Genomic DNA, 20,848 nt, shown 5'->3' with positions numbered 1-20,848 from the left:
CCTTGCGCGGTGCGGCGGTTGCCGCGGCAGGGTCGCAAGTCCTCAACCCGTGGGGACAATGTCGTTACCACTCGCGGTGCGTCGCCGTCCGTCGTAGTCGCGGTGACTGATGCCCATCACGACCGTACCGGTTTGTGGATGACGCGATACCGGTCGCAACGCGCTCTGTGACAGTCGAACTCGACCCAGACCGGTGATCCGCGGTCGGACTTTGGGGGTCGCGTCAGGTCGGCTCGTCACCCATTCGAGTGACCTTCGGCCCTGTGTCCCCACCTACCGAAGTGGGAGGTTGGGCACGTGGGCGGCTGTGGTGCCGTGCGACGAGAGGACACGTCATGGGTACATCTGAATACGTTCGCTTTTTCGAAGACATGGGAATCAATGATGTGCCGCTCGTCGGCGGCAAGAACGCCTCACTCGGCGAGATGTTCCAGAAGCTCTCCGCTCAGGGCGTGCGCGTTCCGCACGGATTCGCCATCACCGCTACCGCCTATCGCCACATGCTGGACGAGGCCGGGGCGTGGGGCCGCCTGCATGCCGAACTCGACGACATCGACCCTGCCGACGTCGCCGCGCTGGCGCGTAAAGCCAAGCGCGCCCGAGAGATCGTCTACGGCGCCGGACTACCCGACGATCTGACCGCCGCGATTCTTGACGGATACCGCGCTCTGCAGCGGGAATACGGCGACGAGGTCAGCCTTGCGGTACGCAGTTCGGCGACTGCCGAGGACCTACCAACCGCCAGCTTCGCTGGACAGCAGGATTCGTATCTCAACATCAAGGGCGAAGAGAGTCTCCTCGACACCTGTCGACGGTGTTTCGCCAGCCTGTTCACCGACCGGGCGATTCACTACCGAATCGACCAGGGCTTCGACCATTTCAAGGTCTCGCTGTCGATCGGCGTGATGAAGATGGTGCGCTCCGATATCGCGTCATCCGGTGTGATGTTCTCACTGGACACCGAATCGGGATTCCGCGACACCGTCTTCATCACCGGTGCCTACGGCCTCGGCGAGAACGTCGTTCAGGGCGCCGTCGACCCAGACGAGTTCTACGTCCACAAGCCGACGTATCTCGCCGGCCACCGCACCGTGCTCCGGCGCCTGCTCGGCGACAAGGCCGTGAAGATGATCCTCGTCGATGGCGAGACCAAGAACACCACGAGGAACATCCCGACCCCCAAGGCCGACCGCACCCGGTTCTGCCTCACCGATGCCGACGTGTTGGAGCTGGCCGGCTATGCCTGCTCCATCGAGGCGCACTACGGCAGGCCGATGGACATCGAGTGGGCCAAGGACGGTCTCGACGGAAGGCTCTACATCGTCCAGGCCCGACCTGAGACGGTGGCCTCGCAGCACAGCGTGACCGCACTGGAAACCTACGTGCTCGAGGGCAAGGGCGAGATCATCACCGAGGGCCGATCGGTGGGTGAAAGGATCGCCTCGGGGGCGGCAAGAAGGGTCGAGAACCTAACGCAGCTAACGGCATTCAAGCCCGGCGAGGTGCTGATTGCCGACACCACCACGCCCGATTGGGAGCCGGTCATGAAGACGGCCGCGGCGATCGTCACCAACCGCGGCGGCCGCACCTGCCACGCATCGATCATCGCCCGCGAACTCGGCATCCCCGCTGTGGTGGGCACCGGTGACGCGACCACCTCCGTACCCGACGGCCAGGTGGTGACGGTGTCCTGCGCCGAGGGCGATACCGGCCGGGTATACGAGGGCGCTGTGGGTTTCCACGTGGACCGCACGGAAGTCGGCGACCTGGCGCGGCCCCGGACGCAGATCATGCTCAACCTCGGCAACCCCGACCTCGCGTTCAAAACGTCGTTCCTACCGAACGATGGCGTGGGACTGGCCCGCATGGAGTTCATCATCAGCGAGTACATCCGGGTTCACCCGCTCGCTCTACTGCACCCGGAGAAGGTGGACGACCTGGACGCACGCCAGACCATCGATCAACTCACTCAGGGTTACACCGATGGCAGTGCGTTCTTCGTCGAACGGCTCTCCGAGGGAATCGGCACCATCGCCGCCGCATTCTGGCCCAAGCCCGTCGTGGTGCGGATGTCGGACTTCAAGTCCAACGAGTACGCCAGCCTGATCGGCGGGCAGAGCTTCGAGCCGTCCGAAAGCAACCCGATGATCGGCTTCCGTGGCGCCTCCCGCTATGCGCATCCGGCCTACGCCGAGGGATTTGCGCTCGAATGCCATGCAATGCAACGGGTTCGCGATGACATGGGCTTGACCAATGTCATCCTCATGCTCCCGTTTGTGCGCCGCATCGCCGAGGCCGACCTGGTCCTGCAGACGATGGCGGAACTGGGCCTGCGGCGAGGCGAGAACGGGCTCAAGGTGTACGCGATGTGCGAGATCCCGAACAACGTGATCCTGATCGACGAATTCGCCAAGCGCTTCGATGGCTTCTCCATCGGCTCCAACGACCTGACCCAGTTGACGCTCGGCGTCGACCGGGACAGCGAGATGGTCGCCTTCGACTACGACGAACGCGACGAGGGCGTCAAGGAGATGATCCGGTTGGCCGTCGATGGTTGCCGCCGCAACGGAATTCACTCCGGGCTGTGCGGACAGGCCCCCTCGGATTATCCGGACATGGCCGACTTCCTGGTCCGGATCGGTATCGACTCGATGAGCCTGAATCCCGACACCGTGGTGAAGACCACCCGCCGGGTCCTGGAGTTGGAACGACAGCTGGTCCCCGCGCCATGAAGCTGCCGATCACCATCGACCCGCGTCGTCACGACGCGGTCCTCTTCGACCTCGACGGTGCGCTGACCACCGACGCGCCGCTCTTCGGGGCAACGGTGGACCTGGCGCGCAAATTGCAGGACATCGGCATGGCCACGGCGGCCTATTCGTCGAGCCCGCAATGCCAACGGGCGCTGAAGGCCGCCGGGGTCGACGATCTGTTCGAGGTCTGCATCGACGGCGTCGCAGGCGAACGCGGGACGGCGGAGAACCCCGATCCCACGGTTCTTTTGGAGTCTGCGCGTCGACTCGGTGTGCGACCTCAACGGTGTGTCGTCGTCGAGAGTTCCGCCGAAGGCGTGGCCGCAGGACGCGATGGGGGCTTCGCGCTCGTCATCGGTATCGACGGCACCGGACGCGCCGATGAATTGGCCCACCGCGGCGCCGACGTCGTGCTCGCTGACCTGGACGACGTCGCCGTACGAGCCGGTGACAAGCGGATCTCCGAACTCCCGAATGCGCTGACGTCCTACGGTCAGTTGATCGGCATCACGAGCGCACGCGAATCGATGCTGTTCCTGGACTACGACGGCACGCTGTCCCCCATCGTCTCGAATCCCGCTGCGGCCAGGCTCGTCGACGGCGCCGCCGAGGCGTTGGAGCTCGTCGCCAAGGTATGTCCCGTGGCCATACTGAGCGGTCGCGACCTCGCGGACGTCCGCAGCCGAGTGGGCGTTCCCGGCGTCTGGTACGCAGGCAGCCACGGCTTCGAGTTGACGTCGCCCGATGGCGCCTACCACTGCAACGACGCGGCTGCCGAGTTCGTCCCTCTCCTTGAACACGCTGCCGCGGAACTCAGCCAGAACCTGGAAAAGATTCCGGGAGTACGCGTCGAGCACAAGCGTTTTGCCGTCGCGGTCCACTACCGAGAGGTGGAGCCGGATCGAGTCGGTGAGATCGTCTCTGCAGCCCATCAAGTCGGGGCGAGGGCGGGCCTGCGGGTGACCGGTGGGCGGATGCTCGTGGAGTTGCGGCCCGACCTCGACTGGGACAAGGGCACCACATTGGCGTGGATCCGCGACCATATCGACGCCTCCGGCTCGCTGCTGCCGATCTACATCGGCGATGACCTCACCGACGAGGACGCGTTCGACGCGGTCAAGTTCGACGGCATCGGGATCGTCGTCGGACACGATGAGGACGGCGACCGCAAGACGGCTGCCCACTTCACCCTGCAGAGTCCCGATCAGGTGCGCGAGTTCATGCAGCGTGGGTCCCAGTGGCTGGCCTACAAGCACCAGGTCTCAGGTGAGGCGTGGGATTACGTCTTCGACGGCTACGACCCGACGAACGAAAAGCTCCGTGAGGCTCTGTGCACCTTGGGGAACGGCTACTTCGCCACCCGGGGAGCAGCACCCGAGTCGAAGGCCGGGCAGGTGCACTACCCGGGCACCTACGCGGCCGGGGTGTTCAACCGGCTCGTTGACGACGTGTCGGGAACCGAGATCGACAACGAGAGCCTGGTCAATCTGCCCAACTGGCTGTCGTTGACCTTCCGCATCGACGGCGGCAGTTGGTTCGACATCGATGCGGTCACCGTGTTGTCGTACCGGCAGACGCTCGATCTTCGCGAGGCGGTACTGCATCGGGAGGTGCGCTTCCGCGACGACGCAGGCCGGACGAGCTCCCTGAGGCAACGACGGTTCGTGGCGATGCACCTGCCCCACGTCGGCGCTCTCGAGACGAAGATCCTCGCCGAGGACTGGTCCGGGACAATCGAATTCCGCTCGACGGTGGACGGCAACGTGACGAACTCCCTCGTCGAGCGATATCGGGACCTGGCCAGCGAGCATCTCGGGTCGCCGGTCACCCGCGAAATCTCGAACAACTCAGTCCTGCTGACGGTCCAGACCAACCAGTCCCACATCCCCGTCGCGATGGCCGCGCGAAACACCGCGCTGCGCGACGGTGAACCGGTCCCCGCGACAATTCGGCTGTTCAACCTGGACGCCGAGATCGGTCATGACATCGCTGTTCGACTGTCGGCCGGAGAGTCGGTGACGATCGAGAAGGTCGTGACCGTCTACACGGGCCGGGACGTGGCTACCTCGGAACCCGGCGTCGACGCGCAGCGTTGGGTAGGCAGGCTCGGCGGGTTCGCCGAACTGCTCGACGGGCATCGAACCGCCTGGACGCATCTGTGGGAGCGGTTGTCCATCGAATTCGACGACTTCACCGACGAAGTGCGGATTCTGCGGTTGCACCTGCTGCACCTGCTACAGACGGTGTCACCGAACACCGCCGACCTCGACGTCGGAGTGCCGGCCCGCGGCCTGCATGGTGAGGCGTATCGCGGCCACATCTTCTGGGACGAATTGTTCATCTTCCCGGTGCTCAACCTGCGGATTCCGACGATCACCCGGTCCCTGCTCGGCTACCGCTACCGGCGCTTGCCGGAAGCCAGGCACGCCGCCCGCGCGGCAGGCCATACCGGCGCGATGTTTCCCTGGCAGTCCGGCAGCGACGGTCGCGAGGAAAGTCAACGGCTGCACCTGAATCCGCGCAGCGGCCACTGGAACCCCGACGCCAGCGCCCGCGCGCACCACATCGGTATCGCGGTCGGCTACAACGCGTGGAAGTTCTATCAGGTCACCGGCGACCTCGCCTACCTGATCGACTACGGCGCGGAACTGCTCGCCGAGATCGCGCGGTTCTTCGTCAGCTTGGCCACCTACGACGACGAGCGCGCACGCTTCAGCATCAAGGGCGTCATCGGCCCCGACGAGTTCCATTCCGGCTATCCCGACGCTCCCTACGACGGCATCGACAACAACGCGTATACCAACGTCATGGCGGTCTGGGTCATCATGCGCGCCATCGACGCACTGAACCTGCTGCCGCTGCCGAACCGTCTGGACCTGATGGAGACGCTGGGCCTCAGCAGTGCCGAGCTCGCGCACTGGAACGACGTCAGCCGGCGGATGTTCGTCCCGTTCCACGACGGTGTGATCAGCCAGTTCGAGGGCTATGGCGACTTGGCGGATCTGGATTGGGACCGGCTCCGCAGCCAGTACGGCAACATCCAACGGCTGGACCGCATCCTGGAGGCCGAGCACGACGACGTGAACCGCTACAAGGCGTCCAAGCAAGCCGACGCGCTGATGCTGCTTTACCTGCTGTCGGCAGACGAGCTGCGTGAGCTGCTCACCCGGCTCGGTTATCGCTTCGCCCCGGAACAGGTACCGAAGATGGTGGACTACTACCTGGCCCGCACCTCGCACGGATCGACGCTCAGTGGTGTCGTGCACACCTGGGTGCTGGCCAGAGCCAACCGCGACCGGGCCATGGAGTTCTTCACCCAGGCGCTGAAGGCCGACGTCTCCGACATCCAGGGCGGCACCACATCCGAAGGCATTCATCTGGCGGCCATGGCTGGAACCGTCGACCTGATGCAGCGGTGTTTCACCGGGCTGGAAACACGGTCCAACCGCATCATCCTCTCGCCACATTGGCCGGAAAGCCTTGGCGTGCTGGCGATACCGATCCTCTACCGCGGCCTGCACCTGCATCTGCGGGTCAGCGGGAAGGGCGTGATCATCAGCGTTGATCCGCGAAACGCCGCCGGGATCGAAGTGGAGTGCCACGGCAAGGTTGTCGAGCTGATGCCCGGCACCACCGTCCGATTCCCCGGCTGATGGCTAATTTCAGAGACATCACGCCTGCCGACGATGCTCCCCGAGAAGATGGGCTGTTGCACCATCCAGGTTGCGCTGCGCCGCCGGCGTCAACCCCATTGCGAGTTCGAACTCGAATCCCCTGATCGCGAGGACGTGCACCTCCGGCAGGCGCTGAAAGCACTGCTGGCAGGTCGCCATGATGGCGGGGATCGAGATGGCGTGCGATGTGAAGGTGAAGTCCATTCGAGGCGTCGCGCGACCCAAGGTGAATGATTCCACCGAAGCCTCTTTGGTGGCATCGACGAACAACACCCGTTCCATGTTGCTGATCAGTTCAGCGTCCTCGAGCAGAAGTTGATAACCGCGCTGCATCTCCGCTCTCGGGCAAAGACCTTCCGCTTGAAGCCAATCCACGAATGCCCAGCCCAAGCCGTCGTCTTGGCGACCCACGTTGCCGATGCCATAGATCAGGCAAGAATCGTCGTCGAGGTCGCTGAGTCTCATGAACCGGATGCCGAACGGACGCGTTCGTTGATCACTGTTCCCGCCGGATCGCGGACCGTCACGATCAGCGGCATCTGGCCGAAGGCATGCGTCGCACAACTCAGGCAGGGATCGAAGGCACGGATTCCGACCTCGATCGCGTTCATCATCCCTTCGGTGATCTCGCCGCGACCCACCAGGTAGTCCCCGGCCACCGAGCGCACTGTGCGGTTCAGAACTTGATTGTTGTGTGTCGTGGCCACAATGAGATTGGCGAAGGTGATGTCCCCGTCCGGACCGGCGCGGTAGTGATGAAGCAACGTGCCGCGAGGCGCTTCGACGACACCGACGCCCTCGCCGACCCATGCGCCCGCTGCGGGTGTGACGACGAGGTCCTCGTCCTGCAGATCGGGGTCGCGCAGCAACTCTTCGATCAGTTCCGCGGCGTGGAGCACCTCGATGGTCCTCGCCCAGTTGGTGTGCAGCGTCATGTTGTTGGGTGCGCCGCCGGTGTAGGCGTGGAACCGCTCCAGCGCCTCCTGAGCGCGCGGGGTCGACAGCGTCTTGGTCACGTTCATCCGCGCGAGCGGTCCCACCCGGACCGAGCCCTTCTCCCTGCCGAGCTCCTTGAGGAAGGGGAACTTCATGTAGCTCCACTCTTCGACGGCTTCCGAAAAGTGAGCGAGGTAGTCGTGATAATCGAATTCTCTGACGGTGCGCTTGTTCTCGTCGACGATGCGCAGGGCGCCGTGGTAGTAGTCCACGTTGCCGTCGGCGTCGACCAGGGACATGTTGAGCGCGGGAACGTTGGCGAACCCGTCCACCGCGCTTCGGTTCTTTTCATGGAAGTCGTAGAAGAGTCGAAGTCCGTCCTGCGCGTAGTCGATGATCTCGTCGACCGACGGGAGTCCCTCCTCAGCGTTGAGCAGACGGTCACATTCGGCGCGACTCAAGTTCTTGTCGACGCCTCCGGGCACCGAGTTGATGCCGTGCATCCTCCTGCCGAAGACGGTCTTGATGACCTCCTGGCCCCACTTGCGCAGCATGATCACTCTTCGCATCAACGCCGGGTCAGCCTCAATGAGGCCGAGAAGATTACGTTGCTCTGGCGCGGCATCCATCCCGAACATCATCTCGGGGACCACCAAGTAGAAGTATGCCGTCGCATGAGACTGCAGCATCTGCGCGTAATGGCCGAGCCGACGGATCTTCTCCGCTGTCCGCGTTATTTTGAAGTCTGAGTTCACGCCAGCGCCGATCATGTCATCGAGCACTTTGGCGCCAGCCAGGTGGTGACTGACAAAGCAGATTCCGCAGATGCGCTGCATCAGCATCGGCGCCTCCCAGAACGGGTGGCCCTGAACGAATTTCTCGAAACCGCGGAACTCGACGACATGCAGTCTGGCGTCGACGACGTTGCCGTCGTCGTCGAGGTTCACGGTCACCTTGCCGTGGCCCTCGATGCGGGTAACGGGGTCGATGACGAGCTTTCTGCTCACGCGAAGTCTCCGAGATCAGTCGTAGTGATTGAGCGAGCGGGGCAGCGTAACTGGACGATCATGTATCAGATCCTCGAGCACGGTCAGGATGGCATCCGCATCCGGTGGACAGCCAGGGATGAAGTAGTCCATCTTCACCACTTCGTGGCAGGGGTGGACCTTGGTGGTGATTCGGGGGATGTCCGGGTGGCAGGGGATGACGGGTTCGGCACCGGGAACGGCGGTCGGTGAGTTGACATACGCCTCAGCCAAGCAATCCTTGAGCTCGAAGACATTGCGCATCGCAGGCACCCCGCCCCAGACGGCACAGGCTCCGACGGAGATCAGGATGTCGCAGTTGTTTCGGAAATGTCGCAGCGTTTCGATGTTCTCCTCATTCGCGACACCACCTTCGATGAAGCCGATTGCGCAGCGCTCGGTGATTCTCTTGATATCGGTGAGCGAGGACCGGTGGATGGTGACCTTCGTCAAGAGCGGAACGATCCGCTCATCCATGTCCAGAAACGACAACGTGCACCCCCAGCAGCCACACAAGCCGATCATTGCCACGTTGATCTTGCCCTCGCGCCCCGCCGATAACGCCGGATCTGCTGGCGTTGAGGGGAGTTCGTCCGATCTGGTCTCGTCAGTCACGGCGCGTCCGGTCCGTCTGCCTGGTCGAGTGCCCGGTCGCGGACGGATTTCACTTCATACTTGCGTCGGCCGATCGGGACGTCGAATCCCACCCGCTTCTCGAGGATGGCACCGACGGGACAGATCTCGACGGCATAGCGGACCTGCTCGACCGGCATCGCGTTGGCACGTTCGGCATCGACTTCGATCCGGGATTCGGCGCCGCGGTGGCTGATGCTGAAGATCTTCTGTCCGGTTGCTTCGTCGCGGACGAATTCGACGCAGCGTTGGCAGAAGATGCAACGATCCCGCTCGAGCCAGATCCGTTCGGACGCATGTTCACGCTCTCGAACCGGGAACCGGTACGGGAAGCGAGACACCAGCATGCCCACCTCATAACCGACCGCCTGCAGCGTGCAGCGCCCGCTCTTCTCACAACTCGGACAGTTGTGGTTGCCTTCGGTGAACAGCAGTTCTACCAGCGCCTTTCGCATATCGGCGGTTTCCGGTTCATCGACCTCGACCGTCATCCCGTCCGAGACGGCGACCGTACACGCCGCGACCACGGCGCCGTTCACTTTGACCGAGCACACCCGGCATGTCCCCAGGCACGGCTTGTCTCTGAGATAGCACAGTGTCGGGATGTACACACCGGCGTCCGCGGCGACATCGACCAGCGTTGCGCCCTCCTCGGTCGACACCGATATTCCATCGATCTCGATTCGGATGGTCATGTCGTTTCACCCGTCTGCAGTTCGGTCCGTGCCTTCTCATACCCGGCCAGCGCGGCGTCAAGGTCGAACGATGCCAACAGGGTGTGTTCCTGGGTGCGTAACCTTTGCCGATAGATCTCGGGGAACTTCTCGAGTGTGGTCAGGATGGGATTGGCCGCAGTCGCACCGAGACCGCACCGACTGGTCGCGTGCACCACGGCACCCCACCGGGCGACCTCGTCGAGATCCTTTGGTACCGCGTTGCCTGCGATGACGAGTCTTACTTTGTCGTGCAGATCGGCGGTGCCCGCCCGACAAGGGACACAGATGCCGCATGATTCGTCGGCGAAGAACTTGGTGTAATCCCTGACGCAGGCCAGTAGATCGCGGGTGCTGTTGAAGATGGTGACAGCCCCGTTGCACGGGATGTCCTCGTACGCGATACGGCGTCGGCCGTCCGCCGCTACCGACACGCACTCCCCCGATGGCCCACTGATCTGGACCGCGCGGGCGTCGGCCGCACCGACCATTCTCAGCACCTCATCGAGGGTGATGCCCCACTCGACCTCATAAACTCCCGGACGATTGCAGTCCCCGGCGACGCTCAACAGGCGGGCGCCCGCCGAGTCGGGGGTACCCATGCGGCGGAACCATTCGGCGCCTTCTTCCATGACGCGGATTGCGGCAGCCAAAGTCTCGACGTTGTTGACGCTGGTCGGTTTGCCGAGGTAGCCCTCTCGAACGGGGAAGGGCGGTTTCAGCCGGGGTGTGCCCCGTTTGCCTTCGCAAGACTCGATCAGCGCGGACTCTTCACCACAGACGTAGGAACCGGCACCCATCTGGATGCGGATGTCGAAGTCGAATCCCGATCGTCCGCCGACACTGGGTCCGAGCAACCCGTCGTCCCGGAGTTGCTGAAGCTGGCCTTCCAAATAGCGCTTGAGATACACGTATTCAGCACGGAGATAGACGATCCCGTGGGAGCTGCCGATCGCGTAGGCCGCGATGACCATCCCCATGAAAACGTCCTTCGGCGATCGGGTCAGGAGTGCGCGGTCTTTGAACGTGCCCGGTTCGCCCTCATCGGCGTTGCAGATGACGTACTTCTCGTCGCCGGGTGCGTCCCTGCACAACTGCCACTTCAACCCGGTTCGAAACCCTGCACCGCCGTATCCCCGCAGCCCGGATTCAGTGACGACGCCGATCGTCTGCTCGGGCGTATGGGCGAGGCAGTTCTTGAGCAACGTTTGGTAATCCGGCTCGCCGCGGAAGAACACGGGCCCCCGCGTGTGGACATTGGACTCCACGAGGGCCTCGACGTACGCGATGTCATCATCGGGCAGCCCCGCCGGGTTCGCGATGTCGGCGGCGACCTTCCCCGCCTTCAACTGCGTGATGATGTTCGCGACGGTATCCGGCGTCAGTCGCGTGAACACCACGTCGTCGATCATCATCGCGGGCTCCTGGTCGCTGAGCCCGATGCACGGTGTCTCGAACAGACCGAAGATCCCATCCGCGTCGGTTTCCCCGAAGCGCGCCCCGGTCTGTCGCTCGAGCGCCTCGTACACCTCTTGATACCCGTTCATCTTGGCAATCACGGTGTTACTCAAGTAAATCCGGTGGCGTCCGGTTGGCGTGCCGTGGAAGAAGTGATAAAAGGAGGCTGTTTCCACGATGTCCAGAGGAGTCCGATTCAGCGCGGCCGCCATCTGCGGCAGATGCTCCGCGGGGATGTAGCCGTACCAGCGCTGGATATCCCACAGGATGTCGATCAGCCGCGTTCCGTCGTAGCGGTAACGCCGCAGGACCGTCTCGACGTCTGTATTCATCCCGCATCGGTCCGAGGCTGCACATCCGGTGCAGCAAACGTCATCGGTGAACCCGTCGAACCGGTCCATCGACCCCGCTGATCACACCGCCCACAATGCCGAATCACTACACCTCTCACTCTAAACTCGCTGCTCGCCCACAGTGCATTGGACAGCAGGATCGGTCGTCGTCGCGGCGAACGGCACCGAGCGGGAGGCCGCGACCCCGAACAGTCCGCGCCGGACCACGTACGGCCCGACACCAGGACGCACTTTCAGATGGTCTGCACGTCGGGACATTTCGCGTTCCTCGCGGTCGGGGCGGGTTCGAATCTATCCACTACAGGAGCCGGCTCGATGAGGCCGTTGGGCCCTATACGCCATCCAAAGGTCCCATCCCGGCTGTAGTGGGACTTAAGGCTCATGATCAAGGACCAAAGCCTCCTCAGCACCGTGAGTCTCGTCCATAGCCTCGGTGAGTAGAGGCGATTTCACGCCCCCGGTAAACGGCGCTTGGAGCGAAAAATGTCAGAAGACCTCATGCACAAGCCCCCCACGGCCGATCCGGGTGGTGTCAAACCCGGGCTGAGCATGGCTGCACTGACGGCCATCGTGGTCGGATCGATGATCGGGAGCGGTATCTTTGCGCTGCCATCGCAGATGGCGGGCAGCGCCGCACCCGGTCCGCTCCTCATCGGGTGGGTGATCACGGGCGTCGGGATGCTGATGCTCGCATTCGTCTTCCAGACCCTGGCCGCCCGCAAGCCGGACGTCGACGGCGGCGTCTACGGCTACGCCCGTGCGGGTTTCGGCAACTACATCGGCTTCACGTCGGCGTTCGGATACTGGGTCTCGGCGTGGGTCGGCAACGTCGCTTACCTCGTGCTGCTGTTCTCGACGCTGGGCTACTTCTTCCCGGCGTTCGAAGGTGGCGCGACGCTGCCCGCGATCATCGGCGCGTCGATCCTGCTCTGGATCGTCCACGGCATGACGCTACGCGGCATCCAGACCGCAGCGTTCGTCAACGTCGTGGTGACGATCGCGAAGGTGGTCCCGATTCTGACATTCATCGCCATCGCGGCTGTCGGGTTCAAGGCTGGACTTTTCACAGCGGACTTCTGGGGTCGCACCACAGACATCGACGGTGTGCCGCTGGGCGACACGATGTCTCAGGTCAAGAACATGATGTTGGTGACCGTCTGGGTGTTCATCGGAATCGAAGGCGCCGCCGTCTATTCGCAGCGGGCCGCCAAGCGCCGCGACGTCGGCCGCGCCACAGTGCTCGGATTCGCTGGCGTGCTGGCGCTGCTGCTTCTGGTCAACCTGCTCTCGTATGGCCTGATGACCCAGGCGGAGCTCGCCGGTGTGCCCGACCCGTCGATGGCGGGTCTGCTCGAACAACAGGTCGGCAGTTGGGGTGCGGCGTTCATCTCCATCGGACTGATCGTTTCGCTCCTTGGCGCGCTGATTGCGTGGGTGATGCTGTGCGTCGAGATCCTGCGCCTGCCCGCGATCGAAAACGTGATGCCCAAAGCCCTGGCCAAAGAGAACGCGCATGGTGCTCCCGCCAACGCGTTGTGGCTGACCAACCTGTGCGTCCAGGCGATGCTGCTGTGGACACTGGCGAACGAGAGCACCTACCTGAACCTGATCCTGCTCGCGACGTCGCTGATCCTGCTCCCCTACCTGTGGTCTGCCGCATATCAGCTTCTGTTGGCCGTGCGCGGTGAGACCTACGAGTCGGGACATGGGCGGACCCGCGACCTGGTCGTCGGGCTGATCGGGTTGGTGTACGCCGTCTGGTTGGTCTACGCGGGCGGCCTCGAGTACCTGCTGATCGCGGCATTGTTCTACCTCGTTGGCACCGCGATGTTCGTCTGGGCCCGCAGGGAGGACCACCTCCAGGTCTTCACGAAGCCTGAGCGGATCATCGTCGCAGTGGTGGCAGTGACGTCCGTTGCGGCCGTCGTGATGATGGCCACCGGCCACCTCGCGGTCCTGTGAGCGCCGACGCGTCCCGGCTCGGCGTGTGGTCGGAAGCGGGCCGGTTGCGGCGAGTGATGGTGTGTGCACCCGGCCTGGCTCATCAGCGTCTTACCCCCGACAACTGCCACGAGCTGCTATTCGACGACGTGATCTGGCTGCAGCAGGCTCGCCGCGATCACTTCGACTTCGTCGCCAAGATGGTCGATCGTGGCGTCGAGGTCTTGGAACTGCAGGACCTGCTCGCCGACGTGGTCGCGAAACCCGATGCCCGCGACTGGGTGTTGGATCGAAAGCTCACCGATGACCTGGTGGGACCGGGACTCACTCACGACATCCGGGACTGGCTGACGGCACTGGCCCCGGATCGCCTGGCCGAGTTGCTGATTGGCGGAGTCGCGTACCAGGACGTCGTCGACGAGCTGGACTGCGGATTCCTCTCGTTGTTCAACGAGCTGGACCCCGCGGGCTTCGTCATCCGGCCACTGCCCAACACACAGTTCATGCGTGACAACTCGGCGTGGATCTTCGGCGGCGTGACACTGAACCCGATGTACTGGCCGGCGCGACGTCAGGAAACGCTGTTGACCACAGCCGTCTACAAGTTCCATCCGGCGTTCGCGGGCGAGGAGTACGACGTGTGGCTGGGCGATCCCGACGGATCACCCACCGACCACGGCATGGCAAGCCTCGAGGGCGGGGATGTGATGCCGATCGGAAAGGGACTCGTCGTGATCGGTATGGGCGAGCGGTCATCGCATCAGGCGATCACCCAAGTAGCACGCAACCTGTTCGCGGCCGAGGCGGCCGACCGAGTCATCATCGCCAGCCTGCCGAAGACCCGCTCTGCGATGCACCTGGACACGGTGTTCACGTTCTGCGACCGAGACCTGGTGACGGCCTACGCCCCGGTCGTCGACGGGATCGTACCGATCAGCCTGCGACCCGACGAGAAGTCACCATCGGGCCTGGATGTCCGTCGCGAACCGAAAAACTTGATCGCAACGATCGGCGACGCGGTCGGCGTGGACTTCCGGGTCGTCACAACGGCCGGCGACGTCTACGGCATCCAGCGTGAGCAGTGGGACGACGGCAACAACGTGGTCGCGCTCGAACCGGGTGTCGTCATCGGATATGACCGCAACACGCTGACCAACACAGCGCTGCGGAAGGCGGGCGTGGAGGTCGTCACCATCGACGCCAGCGAGTTGGGCCGCGGCCGCGGTGGTGGCCGTTGCATGACCTGCCCGATCCTGCGCGACCCCTTGTATACGTGACCACACCCGAAGGAACTCACCATGGCTTTCAACATCCGCAACCGCAGTCTGCTGAGCCTCGTCCACCACACCGATCGCGATCTGCTCTACTTGCTGGACCTGTCGCGAGACCTCAAACGCGCCAAGTACTCCGGCGCCCGTCGGACCAGCCTGGAGGGCAAGAACATCGCCTTGATCTTCGAGAAGAGTTCGACGCGCACCCGCTGCGCGTTCGAGGTGGCGGCATACGACGAGGGCGCCCACGTGACGTACATCGATCCCGCATCGTCGCAGATCGGGCACAAGGAGTCGATGAAGGACACTGCCCGCGTCCTGGGACGGATGTACGACGCGATCGAGTACCGAGGCGCGGGACAGCAGATCGTCGAGGAGCTGGCGGAGTACGCAGGGGTGCCGGTGTTCAACGGGCTCACCGACGAGTTCCATCCCACCCAGATGCTCGCCGACATCCTCACGATGACCGAGCACTGTCCAAAACCGTTGACCGACATCGCTTTCACGTTCGTCGGGGACGGTCGCAACAACGTCGCCAATTCGCTCCTGCTCGTGGCCGCCAAGCTCGGTATGGACGTGCGCATCGGTGCGCCACAGGACCTGTGGCCGAGCGATGACCTGGTGACGCAGTGTCGGGAGTTCGGCGCCGCATCCGGAGCTCGGATCACGGTCACCGACGATCCGCTCAAGGCGGTGAGCGGTGTCGACTTCATCTACACAGATGTGTGGGTGTCCATGGGCGAGCCGATGGAGACGTGGGGAGATCGGATAGACCTGCTGCTGCCCTTTCAGGTCAACGCCAAGTTGATGGCGGCGGCGGCCAATCCGCGGGTGAAGTTCATGCACTGCCTGCCGGCCTTCCACAACTCCGAGACCGGCGTGGGCGCGCAAATCGCCTCGCAGTACACCCAGTTGGCCGATGGCATCGAGGTCACCGAGGACGTCTTCGAGTCTGCCGCGAACATCGCGTTCGAGCAGGCCGAAAACCGCATGCATACGATCAAGGCGGTCCTCGTGTCCGCGCTGGCCTGAGCGCAAAGGGAGCTGCAGTGCGAATTGTGATCGCCCTGGGCGGCAACGCGCTGCTGCGACGAGGGCAGCCGATGACCGCGGAGAATCAGCGGGCGAACATCCGTGCCGCGGCTGAGTCCATAGCTCAAGTGGTGCCGGGGAACGAGATCGTCGTAGCGCATGGCAACGGCCCGCAGGTGGGGTTGTTGGCGCTGCAGGCGGCGGCCTATCACGAGGTCGCGCCGTATCCCCTAGATGTGCTCGGGGCGCAGACCGAGGCGATGATCGGCTACGTCATCGAACAGGAACTGGGCAACCTACTGCCCTCCGATCAATCGCTCGCCACGCTGTTGACGATGATCGAGGTCGACCGTAACGATCCGGCGTTCGCCAGCCCCACCAAACCAATCGGGCCGATCTACGACCAGGAGACAGCGGAGCGCCTCAAAGCCGCCAGAGGCTGGGCCATCGCACCGGATGGCGACAACTTCCGGAGAGTCGTCGCGAGCCCAAAACCAAAGAGGATATTCGAGATTCGGGCGATTCGTAGCCTGGTGGAACGGGGCACTATCGTGATCTGTGCGGGCGGCGGCGGAATACCGACGGTGTATGACGAGGCCGGCCTGCTACACGGCGTGGAGGCGGTCATCGACAAGGACCTCGCCTCGGCCCTGCTGGCCGAACAACTCGACGCCCAGCTCTTGGTCATCGCCACCGACGTCGACGGTGTCTACACCGACTGGGGCACGCCGCGACAGGCGCAGCTCGGGCGAGTCGCGCCGGCTGAGCTTCTCGGCCTGGACCTGCCCGCCGGGTCGATGGGGCCGAAAGTTCAGGCCGCGTGCGACTTCGCGCAAAGCACCGGCAACGAAGCTGTCATAGGTTCGCTCACTGACATCGCCACAATAGTCGCCGGGGACGCCGGCACCCGGGTGAGAACGTGACCATTACCGCTTGTCCTGAAGACGCGACCGCTGCGTGCGGCAACGGCCGGTACCCAGCTGACGAGTCCTCGACGTCGACGAGTTCAATTCACCGCCAACACTGATATGACTTTCGACCGTCGACAGGGGCCCTTCGGCCCTCCGGTCGGATACGCCGACGGTGCGATAGTTGGTGGTGCCGGGCAACCGGCGATCTGCCCGAAGGCCGGAAGCCATTGCTGAGTGGGGGACTCAGGACCTGGCATCCGCCTTCGGGCAGTTTTTGTGATAAGCAAACTAATTCGCGACGGCGAGCACGTCGTCGAAGCCGGCGACGAGACAGTCGTAGAGAACCTCGGGGTCCGGGATGGCACTGGTATCCATGTTGATCCCGATCGCGCAGGTGTCGACGTACGACAACAACGTGACGTTCAACGCCGCTCCTATGGTGGGCGCGAACGCATACTGCATCCGCACCGCGGCACCGGCGAGAAAGACCGGTATCGGAATGCCGGGGACGTCGCTGGCGACGAAGTCGACGTTCCTCAACGCCGACCCGATGTACCAGCGCGGCATTAGATTGAGGACTCCGGCGATGGCTTGGGTGTAAGAGAGCGACTTCTCGTTGCGCATCTTGACAGTGAGTTCGTGGATGGCCCGGATGCGCTCGCCAGGATCGGCGACGGCCGAAGGCAGATCGAACCGCAACAGAGTCACGCGGTTTCCGCCGACAGGGTCGTCGTCGGTGCGCAGGCTGATCGGCATCGACACCGACAGGTCTCCGACCGCCGTGCCGTGCTTCTCGTGATAGCGCCGCAGCCCACCGGTGATGGCGGCGATGAAGGCATCGTTCAACGATCCACCGGCAACGGTGCCTGCCCGATGAAGGGCGTCGGTCGATACGTTGAGCGCCGCGAGCCGACGAATCTTGCCACGATCGCGCATGATCGGCGATCCGGGCTGGCTGATCGGGCGAACCGTTCGATAGATGGACGCCATGGCCGAGCCGACCGCCGACAGCGTCTGCGCTGGCCGTCGAATACCGTTGACCAGCAGCGCGGGCGCGGCCTTCAACGAAGCGGTCAGGATCGTCGTGGCCAATTCGGTGTCGTAGGACACCATGTCCCGAACGCCACTCAGCAGTCCGGCAGCAGTTGGTATCGGCACGCTCGGCATGGGGCGACGGTCATCGCGCTCCTGGGTGCGGTCGAAAAGGGTCATCGCGACCTGAATCGCGCCGATACCGTCGGTCAGCGCATGGTGCAGCTTGCACAGCAACGCGGCACCCCCATCGGCCAGCCCGTCGATCAAGGTGACCTCCCATAGGGGGCGGGCGCGGTCGAAATCTGCCATTGCGGCCACCCGCGCCATGTCCAGAAGGGTGTCCATCGTGCCCGGTTGCGGTGCGGTAACGCGGCGGACATGGAATGCGAGATCGAAGTCGGGATCAAGCGTCCATCGAGGCGGCGCAGGCGCCGGCGACGCCGTGACCCGTTTCCGGAAGATGGGCATGCTCCTACTGAGAAGATCGAACCGCTCGACGAGCTGCTCCCAATTCGGGGTCCGGTCCAGGAGGACAAGCGAGACGATGGTCGACCGCAGTCGAGGGTCACTCTCCATCGACCAGGTGAAAGTGTCGGTGTTGCTGAGGAATTCGGCCATGGCTACGCGGTGACGGTCACGTCGACCGACAGGATTTCAGCGATGGCGTGGGCAGCAGTCCAATCGCCTGTGCGCAGCATGCAGGCAAGGTCGTCGACCAACGGACTGCTGGTGTCCAACTCGGCCAACCATGCCGATACCGTGGGCACGATGTCATCAGCGGATACGCGGGCAATCCGACCTGCGTGCAGACGGTCGGTGAGCTGATAGGTTTTCACCCTCTGTGGGTTCATGGGTGGCCTCCTCGTTGGCTGCGACTCTGTGATCAGACCACCCGGCGACTTTGCCGGCGAAGGGGCAAAGGCACAGTCCCCGCGGTGCTTTGGGCCTGGGCTCCGGGCGTCGGGCGGGGCCCTTTGGCCGAACGGGTGGGGACTAAAGACTCACGCCTGGATCGGCGCTGCTGCCTTAACGTGCCGTATGTCTTCGATTGCTCCTCCGGAAATCGTGGTAGGCGTCGACGGGTCACCCGCGGCCAACGTTGCCGTCGATTGGGCGGCACGCGACGCCGCGCAACGCGGCGCAACGCTCACCCTGGTCCATGTCGTCAGCAGTGTCCTCGGCTCGTTGTCCCACACGCCCCTGCCGACCGGCATCGGTAAATGGCAACAGCAGAAGGCCCACGAAGCCATCGACGAGGCAATGGGTGTCGTCGCATCGGTACAGCGAGACGTCGGACCGCTGGAAGTCCGGACTGACATCTACTACTCGTCCGCCGTTCCCACGCTGGTCGACATGTCGAAGGGGGCAGGGATGGTCGTGGTTGGCAGTCGCGGCCACGGAGCAATCGGCAATCTGCTTGGTTCGGTCAGCGCCGGCGTCGTACAGCACGCACACTGCCCGGTGGCGGTCATTCACGACGAAGATCCGTTGATGCCTCATCCGGCGCAAGCACCGGTCCTGGTCGGGATCGACGGCTCCCCCGCGTCCGAGCTGGCCACCGCGATCGCGTTCGATGAGGCGTCCCGCAGAGGCGTTGACCTCATCGCCCTGCACGCATGGACCGAATTCGGGGTGGGCGATTTTCTCGGCATGAACTGGCTGGAAATGAAGTCGTCGGAGGATGCAGCGCTCGCTGAGCGACTGGCTGGATGGCAGGAAAACTACCCGGACGTGACGGTCCGGCGGATCGTGGTCTGCGATCACCCCGCTCGTACGCTCGTCGAGCACTCGGAACAGGCCCAGCTGGTTGTCGTCGGAAGCCACGGCCGTGGCGGCTTCGCCGGCATGCTCCTCGGCTCGGTCAGCGCCGCGGTGGTTCAGTCGGCGCGCATGCCGGTGATCATCGCGCGACAACCGTAGCCTCGCGCCCTTTTCCGCTGACCCGTACATACATGTGGTGCCCGCGGCAGCGGATCGAAAAGGCCGAGTGCACCAAGCGATTCGCCCAATTTGGCGACAACGCCATGCGATCGCCGACATCAGGCGTGTCAATGACGCGGTTTCGGTGATCAATCCGTCGAGGTCGAAACAATCACGCCGCGCAATCGAGGATCGTCAGGTTCATCCGCAAACGACAGCGACTTCTACTGGCTCTTCAGCGATTTCGAAGAGCCGCTCGGTGTCGGCGCGCGTGCACGGGGCGGTACCGGGGGTCATCAGCATTGCCGCGCCGGCGGCCATGCCGAAACGAACCGCCGTGCTCAACGGCCATCCGCGAGTCAGACCCACGGTGATGCCGGCGACCATCGCGTCCCCGGCCCCAACGCCGCTTACCGCACGCATCGGAATGGCGGTGAATCGGCAGCTTTCGGTCCGGGTAGCCAGCAATGCGCCCTGAGCTCCTCGCGACACCACAACGGCCTCGGCGCGGCCGGATTCGACAAGTTCGTGCGCGGCGTCCAGCTGTTCGGATTCACTCGTCAGGTCACGTCCCACGCATTCGCGGAGTTCGCGCTCGCTTGCCTTGAGCACAAACACACCACGATTGACGTGTTGTAGACCGGCGCCCGAGGCGTCCAAGACAAATCTGACCCCTGCCTCACCGCACACGTCCGCGATTCGCTGGTAGAAGTCCGCAGGCACACCCGGAGGCAAACTCCCGCTGGCGACAACGAATTGTGCCGAGCTCGCCTCAACAAGCAGCTGAGTCACGCACCGGGCCTGTTCGGACGGAGTCAGCCGAGGACCCGGCAGCACGAAGCGGTACTGCAGACCAGTGGCGGTCTCATCGACGGTGAGGCTCTCCCGCGTGGGCTCGGCAATGTCGATCCGTCGAAATGGCACACCCGCCTCGACTACGAGCCGGCTGACGAGATCGCCGCTGGCACCTCCAGCAGGGAAAACGGCCGATACCGGCGCGCCCAGGACGTGGGCGATCTTTGCCACGTTGATCCCTCCGCCGCCGGCGTCGTATCGAGCGCGTGAGCAGCGGATCTTGCTGGTAGGACGCACGGCCTCCGCCGCAACGGTGATGTCGAGCGCCGGGTTCATCGTCAGGGTGACGATTGAATCCATGGCACAGCCTCCTCGCTTCAGACGCCGACTCTGATCCG

Annotated in this window: 15 protein-coding genes; 7 read left to right on the top strand and 8 right to left on the bottom strand. The window is 63.9% G+C overall.

What is annotated here, in order from left to right; all coding sequences use genetic code 11:
* Nucleotides 1-335: 335 nt before the first annotated feature.
* The gene (ppsA, locus tag M1248_RS17330; RefSeq protein ID WP_317149173.1) at nucleotides 336-2,732 is read left to right on the top strand and encodes a phosphoenolpyruvate synthase; all 2,397 of its coding nucleotides are present in this window, start codon (nucleotides 336-338) and stop codon (nucleotides 2,730-2,732) included.
* A complete protein-coding gene (gene otsB / locus M1248_RS17325; RefSeq protein WP_317149172.1) occupies nucleotides 2,729-6,406 on the top strand; it encodes a trehalose-phosphatase in 3,678 nt (1,225 codons plus the stop codon). The genes ppsA and otsB overlap by 4 nt, the downstream gene beginning before the upstream one ends.
* 18 nt (nucleotides 6,407-6,424) lie before the next feature.
* Here otsB and M1248_RS17320 read toward each other — a convergent pair whose 3' ends face one another.
* From M1248_RS17320 to M1248_RS17300, 5 genes are read right to left on the bottom strand one after another with little or no spacing between them, the layout of a single operon-like run.
* Nucleotides 6,425-6,892, bottom strand: a complete 468-nt coding sequence (locus M1248_RS17320) for a hydrogenase maturation protease (protein ID WP_163724781.1) — start codon at nucleotides 6,890-6,892, stop codon at nucleotides 6,425-6,427.
* A complete protein-coding gene (locus M1248_RS17315) occupies nucleotides 6,889-8,370 on the bottom strand; it encodes a Ni/Fe hydrogenase subunit alpha (protein WP_317149171.1) in 1,482 nt (493 codons plus the stop codon). Before M1248_RS17315 ends, M1248_RS17320 begins: the two co-directional genes overlap by 4 nt.
* 15 nt (nucleotides 8,371-8,385) lie before the next feature.
* The gene (locus tag M1248_RS17310; protein WP_317149170.1) at nucleotides 8,386-9,003 is read right to left on the bottom strand and encodes an NADP oxidoreductase; all 618 of its coding nucleotides are present in this window, start codon (nucleotides 9,001-9,003) and stop codon (nucleotides 8,386-8,388) included.
* A complete protein-coding gene (locus tag M1248_RS17305; RefSeq protein WP_317149169.1) occupies nucleotides 9,000-9,716 on the bottom strand; it encodes a 2Fe-2S iron-sulfur cluster-binding protein in 717 nt (238 codons plus the stop codon). Before M1248_RS17305 ends, M1248_RS17310 begins: the two co-directional genes overlap by 4 nt.
* Nucleotides 9,713-11,524 (bottom strand): NAD(P)H-dependent oxidoreductase subunit E, encoded by a 1,812-nt coding sequence (locus M1248_RS17300; protein WP_317149168.1) that lies wholly within the window; start codon nucleotides 11,522-11,524, stop codon nucleotides 9,713-9,715. Before M1248_RS17300 ends, M1248_RS17305 begins: the two co-directional genes overlap by 4 nt.
* Before the next feature lie 504 nt (nucleotides 11,525-12,028).
* Between M1248_RS17300 and arcD the strand changes: the two genes are divergently transcribed.
* The 4 genes from arcD to arcC are packed head-to-tail and all read left to right on the top strand — an operon-like array spanning nucleotide 12,029 to nucleotide 16,712.
* Nucleotides 12,029-13,507, top strand: a complete 1,479-nt coding sequence (gene arcD, locus M1248_RS17295; RefSeq protein ID WP_197905512.1) for an arginine-ornithine antiporter — start codon at nucleotides 12,029-12,031, stop codon at nucleotides 13,505-13,507.
* The gene (locus tag M1248_RS17290; RefSeq protein WP_163724769.1) at nucleotides 13,504-14,763 is read left to right on the top strand and encodes an arginine deiminase; all 1,260 of its coding nucleotides are present in this window, start codon (nucleotides 13,504-13,506) and stop codon (nucleotides 14,761-14,763) included. The genes arcD and M1248_RS17290 overlap by 4 nt, the downstream gene beginning before the upstream one ends.
* 21 nt (nucleotides 14,764-14,784) lie before the next feature.
* A complete protein-coding gene (locus M1248_RS17285) occupies nucleotides 14,785-15,789 on the top strand; it encodes an ornithine carbamoyltransferase (protein ID WP_317149167.1) in 1,005 nt (334 codons plus the stop codon).
* Nucleotides 15,790-15,806: 17 nt separating this feature from the next.
* Nucleotides 15,807-16,712 (top strand): carbamate kinase, encoded by a 906-nt coding sequence (gene arcC, locus M1248_RS17280; RefSeq protein ID WP_317149166.1) that lies wholly within the window; start codon nucleotides 15,807-15,809, stop codon nucleotides 16,710-16,712.
* A gap of 276 nt (nucleotides 16,713-16,988) precedes the next feature.
* On the opposite strand, the gene M1248_RS17275 is transcribed toward arcC, so the two are convergent.
* Both M1248_RS17275 and M1248_RS17270 read right to left on the bottom strand, forming a co-directional pair.
* A complete protein-coding gene (locus M1248_RS17275; RefSeq protein ID WP_163724758.1) occupies nucleotides 16,989-18,353 on the bottom strand; it encodes a wax ester/triacylglycerol synthase domain-containing protein in 1,365 nt (454 codons plus the stop codon).
* Between the two features lie 2 nt (nucleotides 18,354-18,355).
* Nucleotides 18,356-18,586, bottom strand: a complete 231-nt coding sequence (locus tag M1248_RS17270; protein ID WP_163724754.1) for a hypothetical protein — start codon at nucleotides 18,584-18,586, stop codon at nucleotides 18,356-18,358.
* 187 nt (nucleotides 18,587-18,773) lie between these two features.
* On the opposite strand from M1248_RS17270, the gene M1248_RS17265 reads away from it, so the two are divergent.
* Nucleotides 18,774-19,655 carry a universal stress protein gene (locus M1248_RS17265; protein ID WP_163724751.1) on the top strand — a complete coding sequence of 294 codons (882 nt, stop codon included), beginning with the start codon at nucleotides 18,774-18,776 and terminating at the stop codon, nucleotides 19,653-19,655.
* Nucleotides 19,656-19,856: 201 nt separating this feature from the next.
* Here M1248_RS17265 and M1248_RS17260 read toward each other — a convergent pair whose 3' ends face one another.
* Nucleotides 19,857-20,810 (bottom strand): 1-phosphofructokinase family hexose kinase, encoded by a 954-nt coding sequence (locus M1248_RS17260; protein WP_163724748.1) that lies wholly within the window; start codon nucleotides 20,808-20,810, stop codon nucleotides 19,857-19,859.
* Between the last annotated feature and the right edge of the window lie 38 nt (nucleotides 20,811-20,848).

It is taken from the genome of Mycobacterium sp. 29Ha (genome assembly GCF_032883055.1).
Taxonomy (GTDB): domain Bacteria; phylum Actinomycetota; class Actinomycetes; order Mycobacteriales; family Mycobacteriaceae; genus Mycobacterium; species Mycobacterium gallinarum.
The sequence above is the reverse complement of the archived record's forward strand: the minus strand, read 5'-3'. Positions and strand labels throughout refer to the sequence as shown.

Excerpts from the sequence above, each read along its gene's own strand:
- ppsA (WP_317149173.1), top strand. The coding sequence starts at position 336 with ATGGGTACATCTGAATACGTTCGCTTTTTCGAAGACATGGGAATCAAT.
- otsB (WP_317149172.1), top strand. The coding sequence starts at position 2,729 with ATGAAGCTGCCGATCACCATCGACCCGCGTCGTCACGACGCGGTCCTC.
- M1248_RS17320 (WP_163724781.1), bottom strand. The coding sequence starts at position 6,892 with ATGAGACTCAGCGACCTCGACGACGATTCTTGCCTGATCTATGGCATC.
- M1248_RS17305 (WP_317149169.1), bottom strand. The coding sequence starts at position 9,716 with ATGACCATCCGAATCGAGATCGATGGAATATCGGTGTCGACCGAGGAG.
- M1248_RS17300 (WP_317149168.1), bottom strand. The coding sequence starts at position 11,524 with ATGAATACAGACGTCGAGACGGTCCTGCGGCGTTACCGCTACGACGGA.
- arcD (WP_197905512.1), top strand. The coding sequence starts at position 12,029 with ATGTCAGAAGACCTCATGCACAAGCCCCCCACGGCCGATCCGGGTGGT.
- M1248_RS17285 (WP_317149167.1), top strand. The coding sequence starts at position 14,785 with ATGGCTTTCAACATCCGCAACCGCAGTCTGCTGAGCCTCGTCCACCAC.
- M1248_RS17275 (WP_163724758.1), bottom strand. The coding sequence starts at position 18,353 with ATGGCCGAATTCCTCAGCAACACCGACACTTTCACCTGGTCGATGGAG.
- M1248_RS17270 (WP_163724754.1), bottom strand. The coding sequence starts at position 18,586 with ATGAACCCACAGAGGGTGAAAACCTATCAGCTCACCGACCGTCTGCAC.
- M1248_RS17265 (WP_163724751.1), top strand. The coding sequence starts at position 18,774 with ATGTCTTCGATTGCTCCTCCGGAAATCGTGGTAGGCGTCGACGGGTCA.
- M1248_RS17260 (WP_163724748.1), bottom strand. The coding sequence starts at position 20,810 with ATGGATTCAATCGTCACCCTGACGATGAACCCGGCGCTCGACATCACC.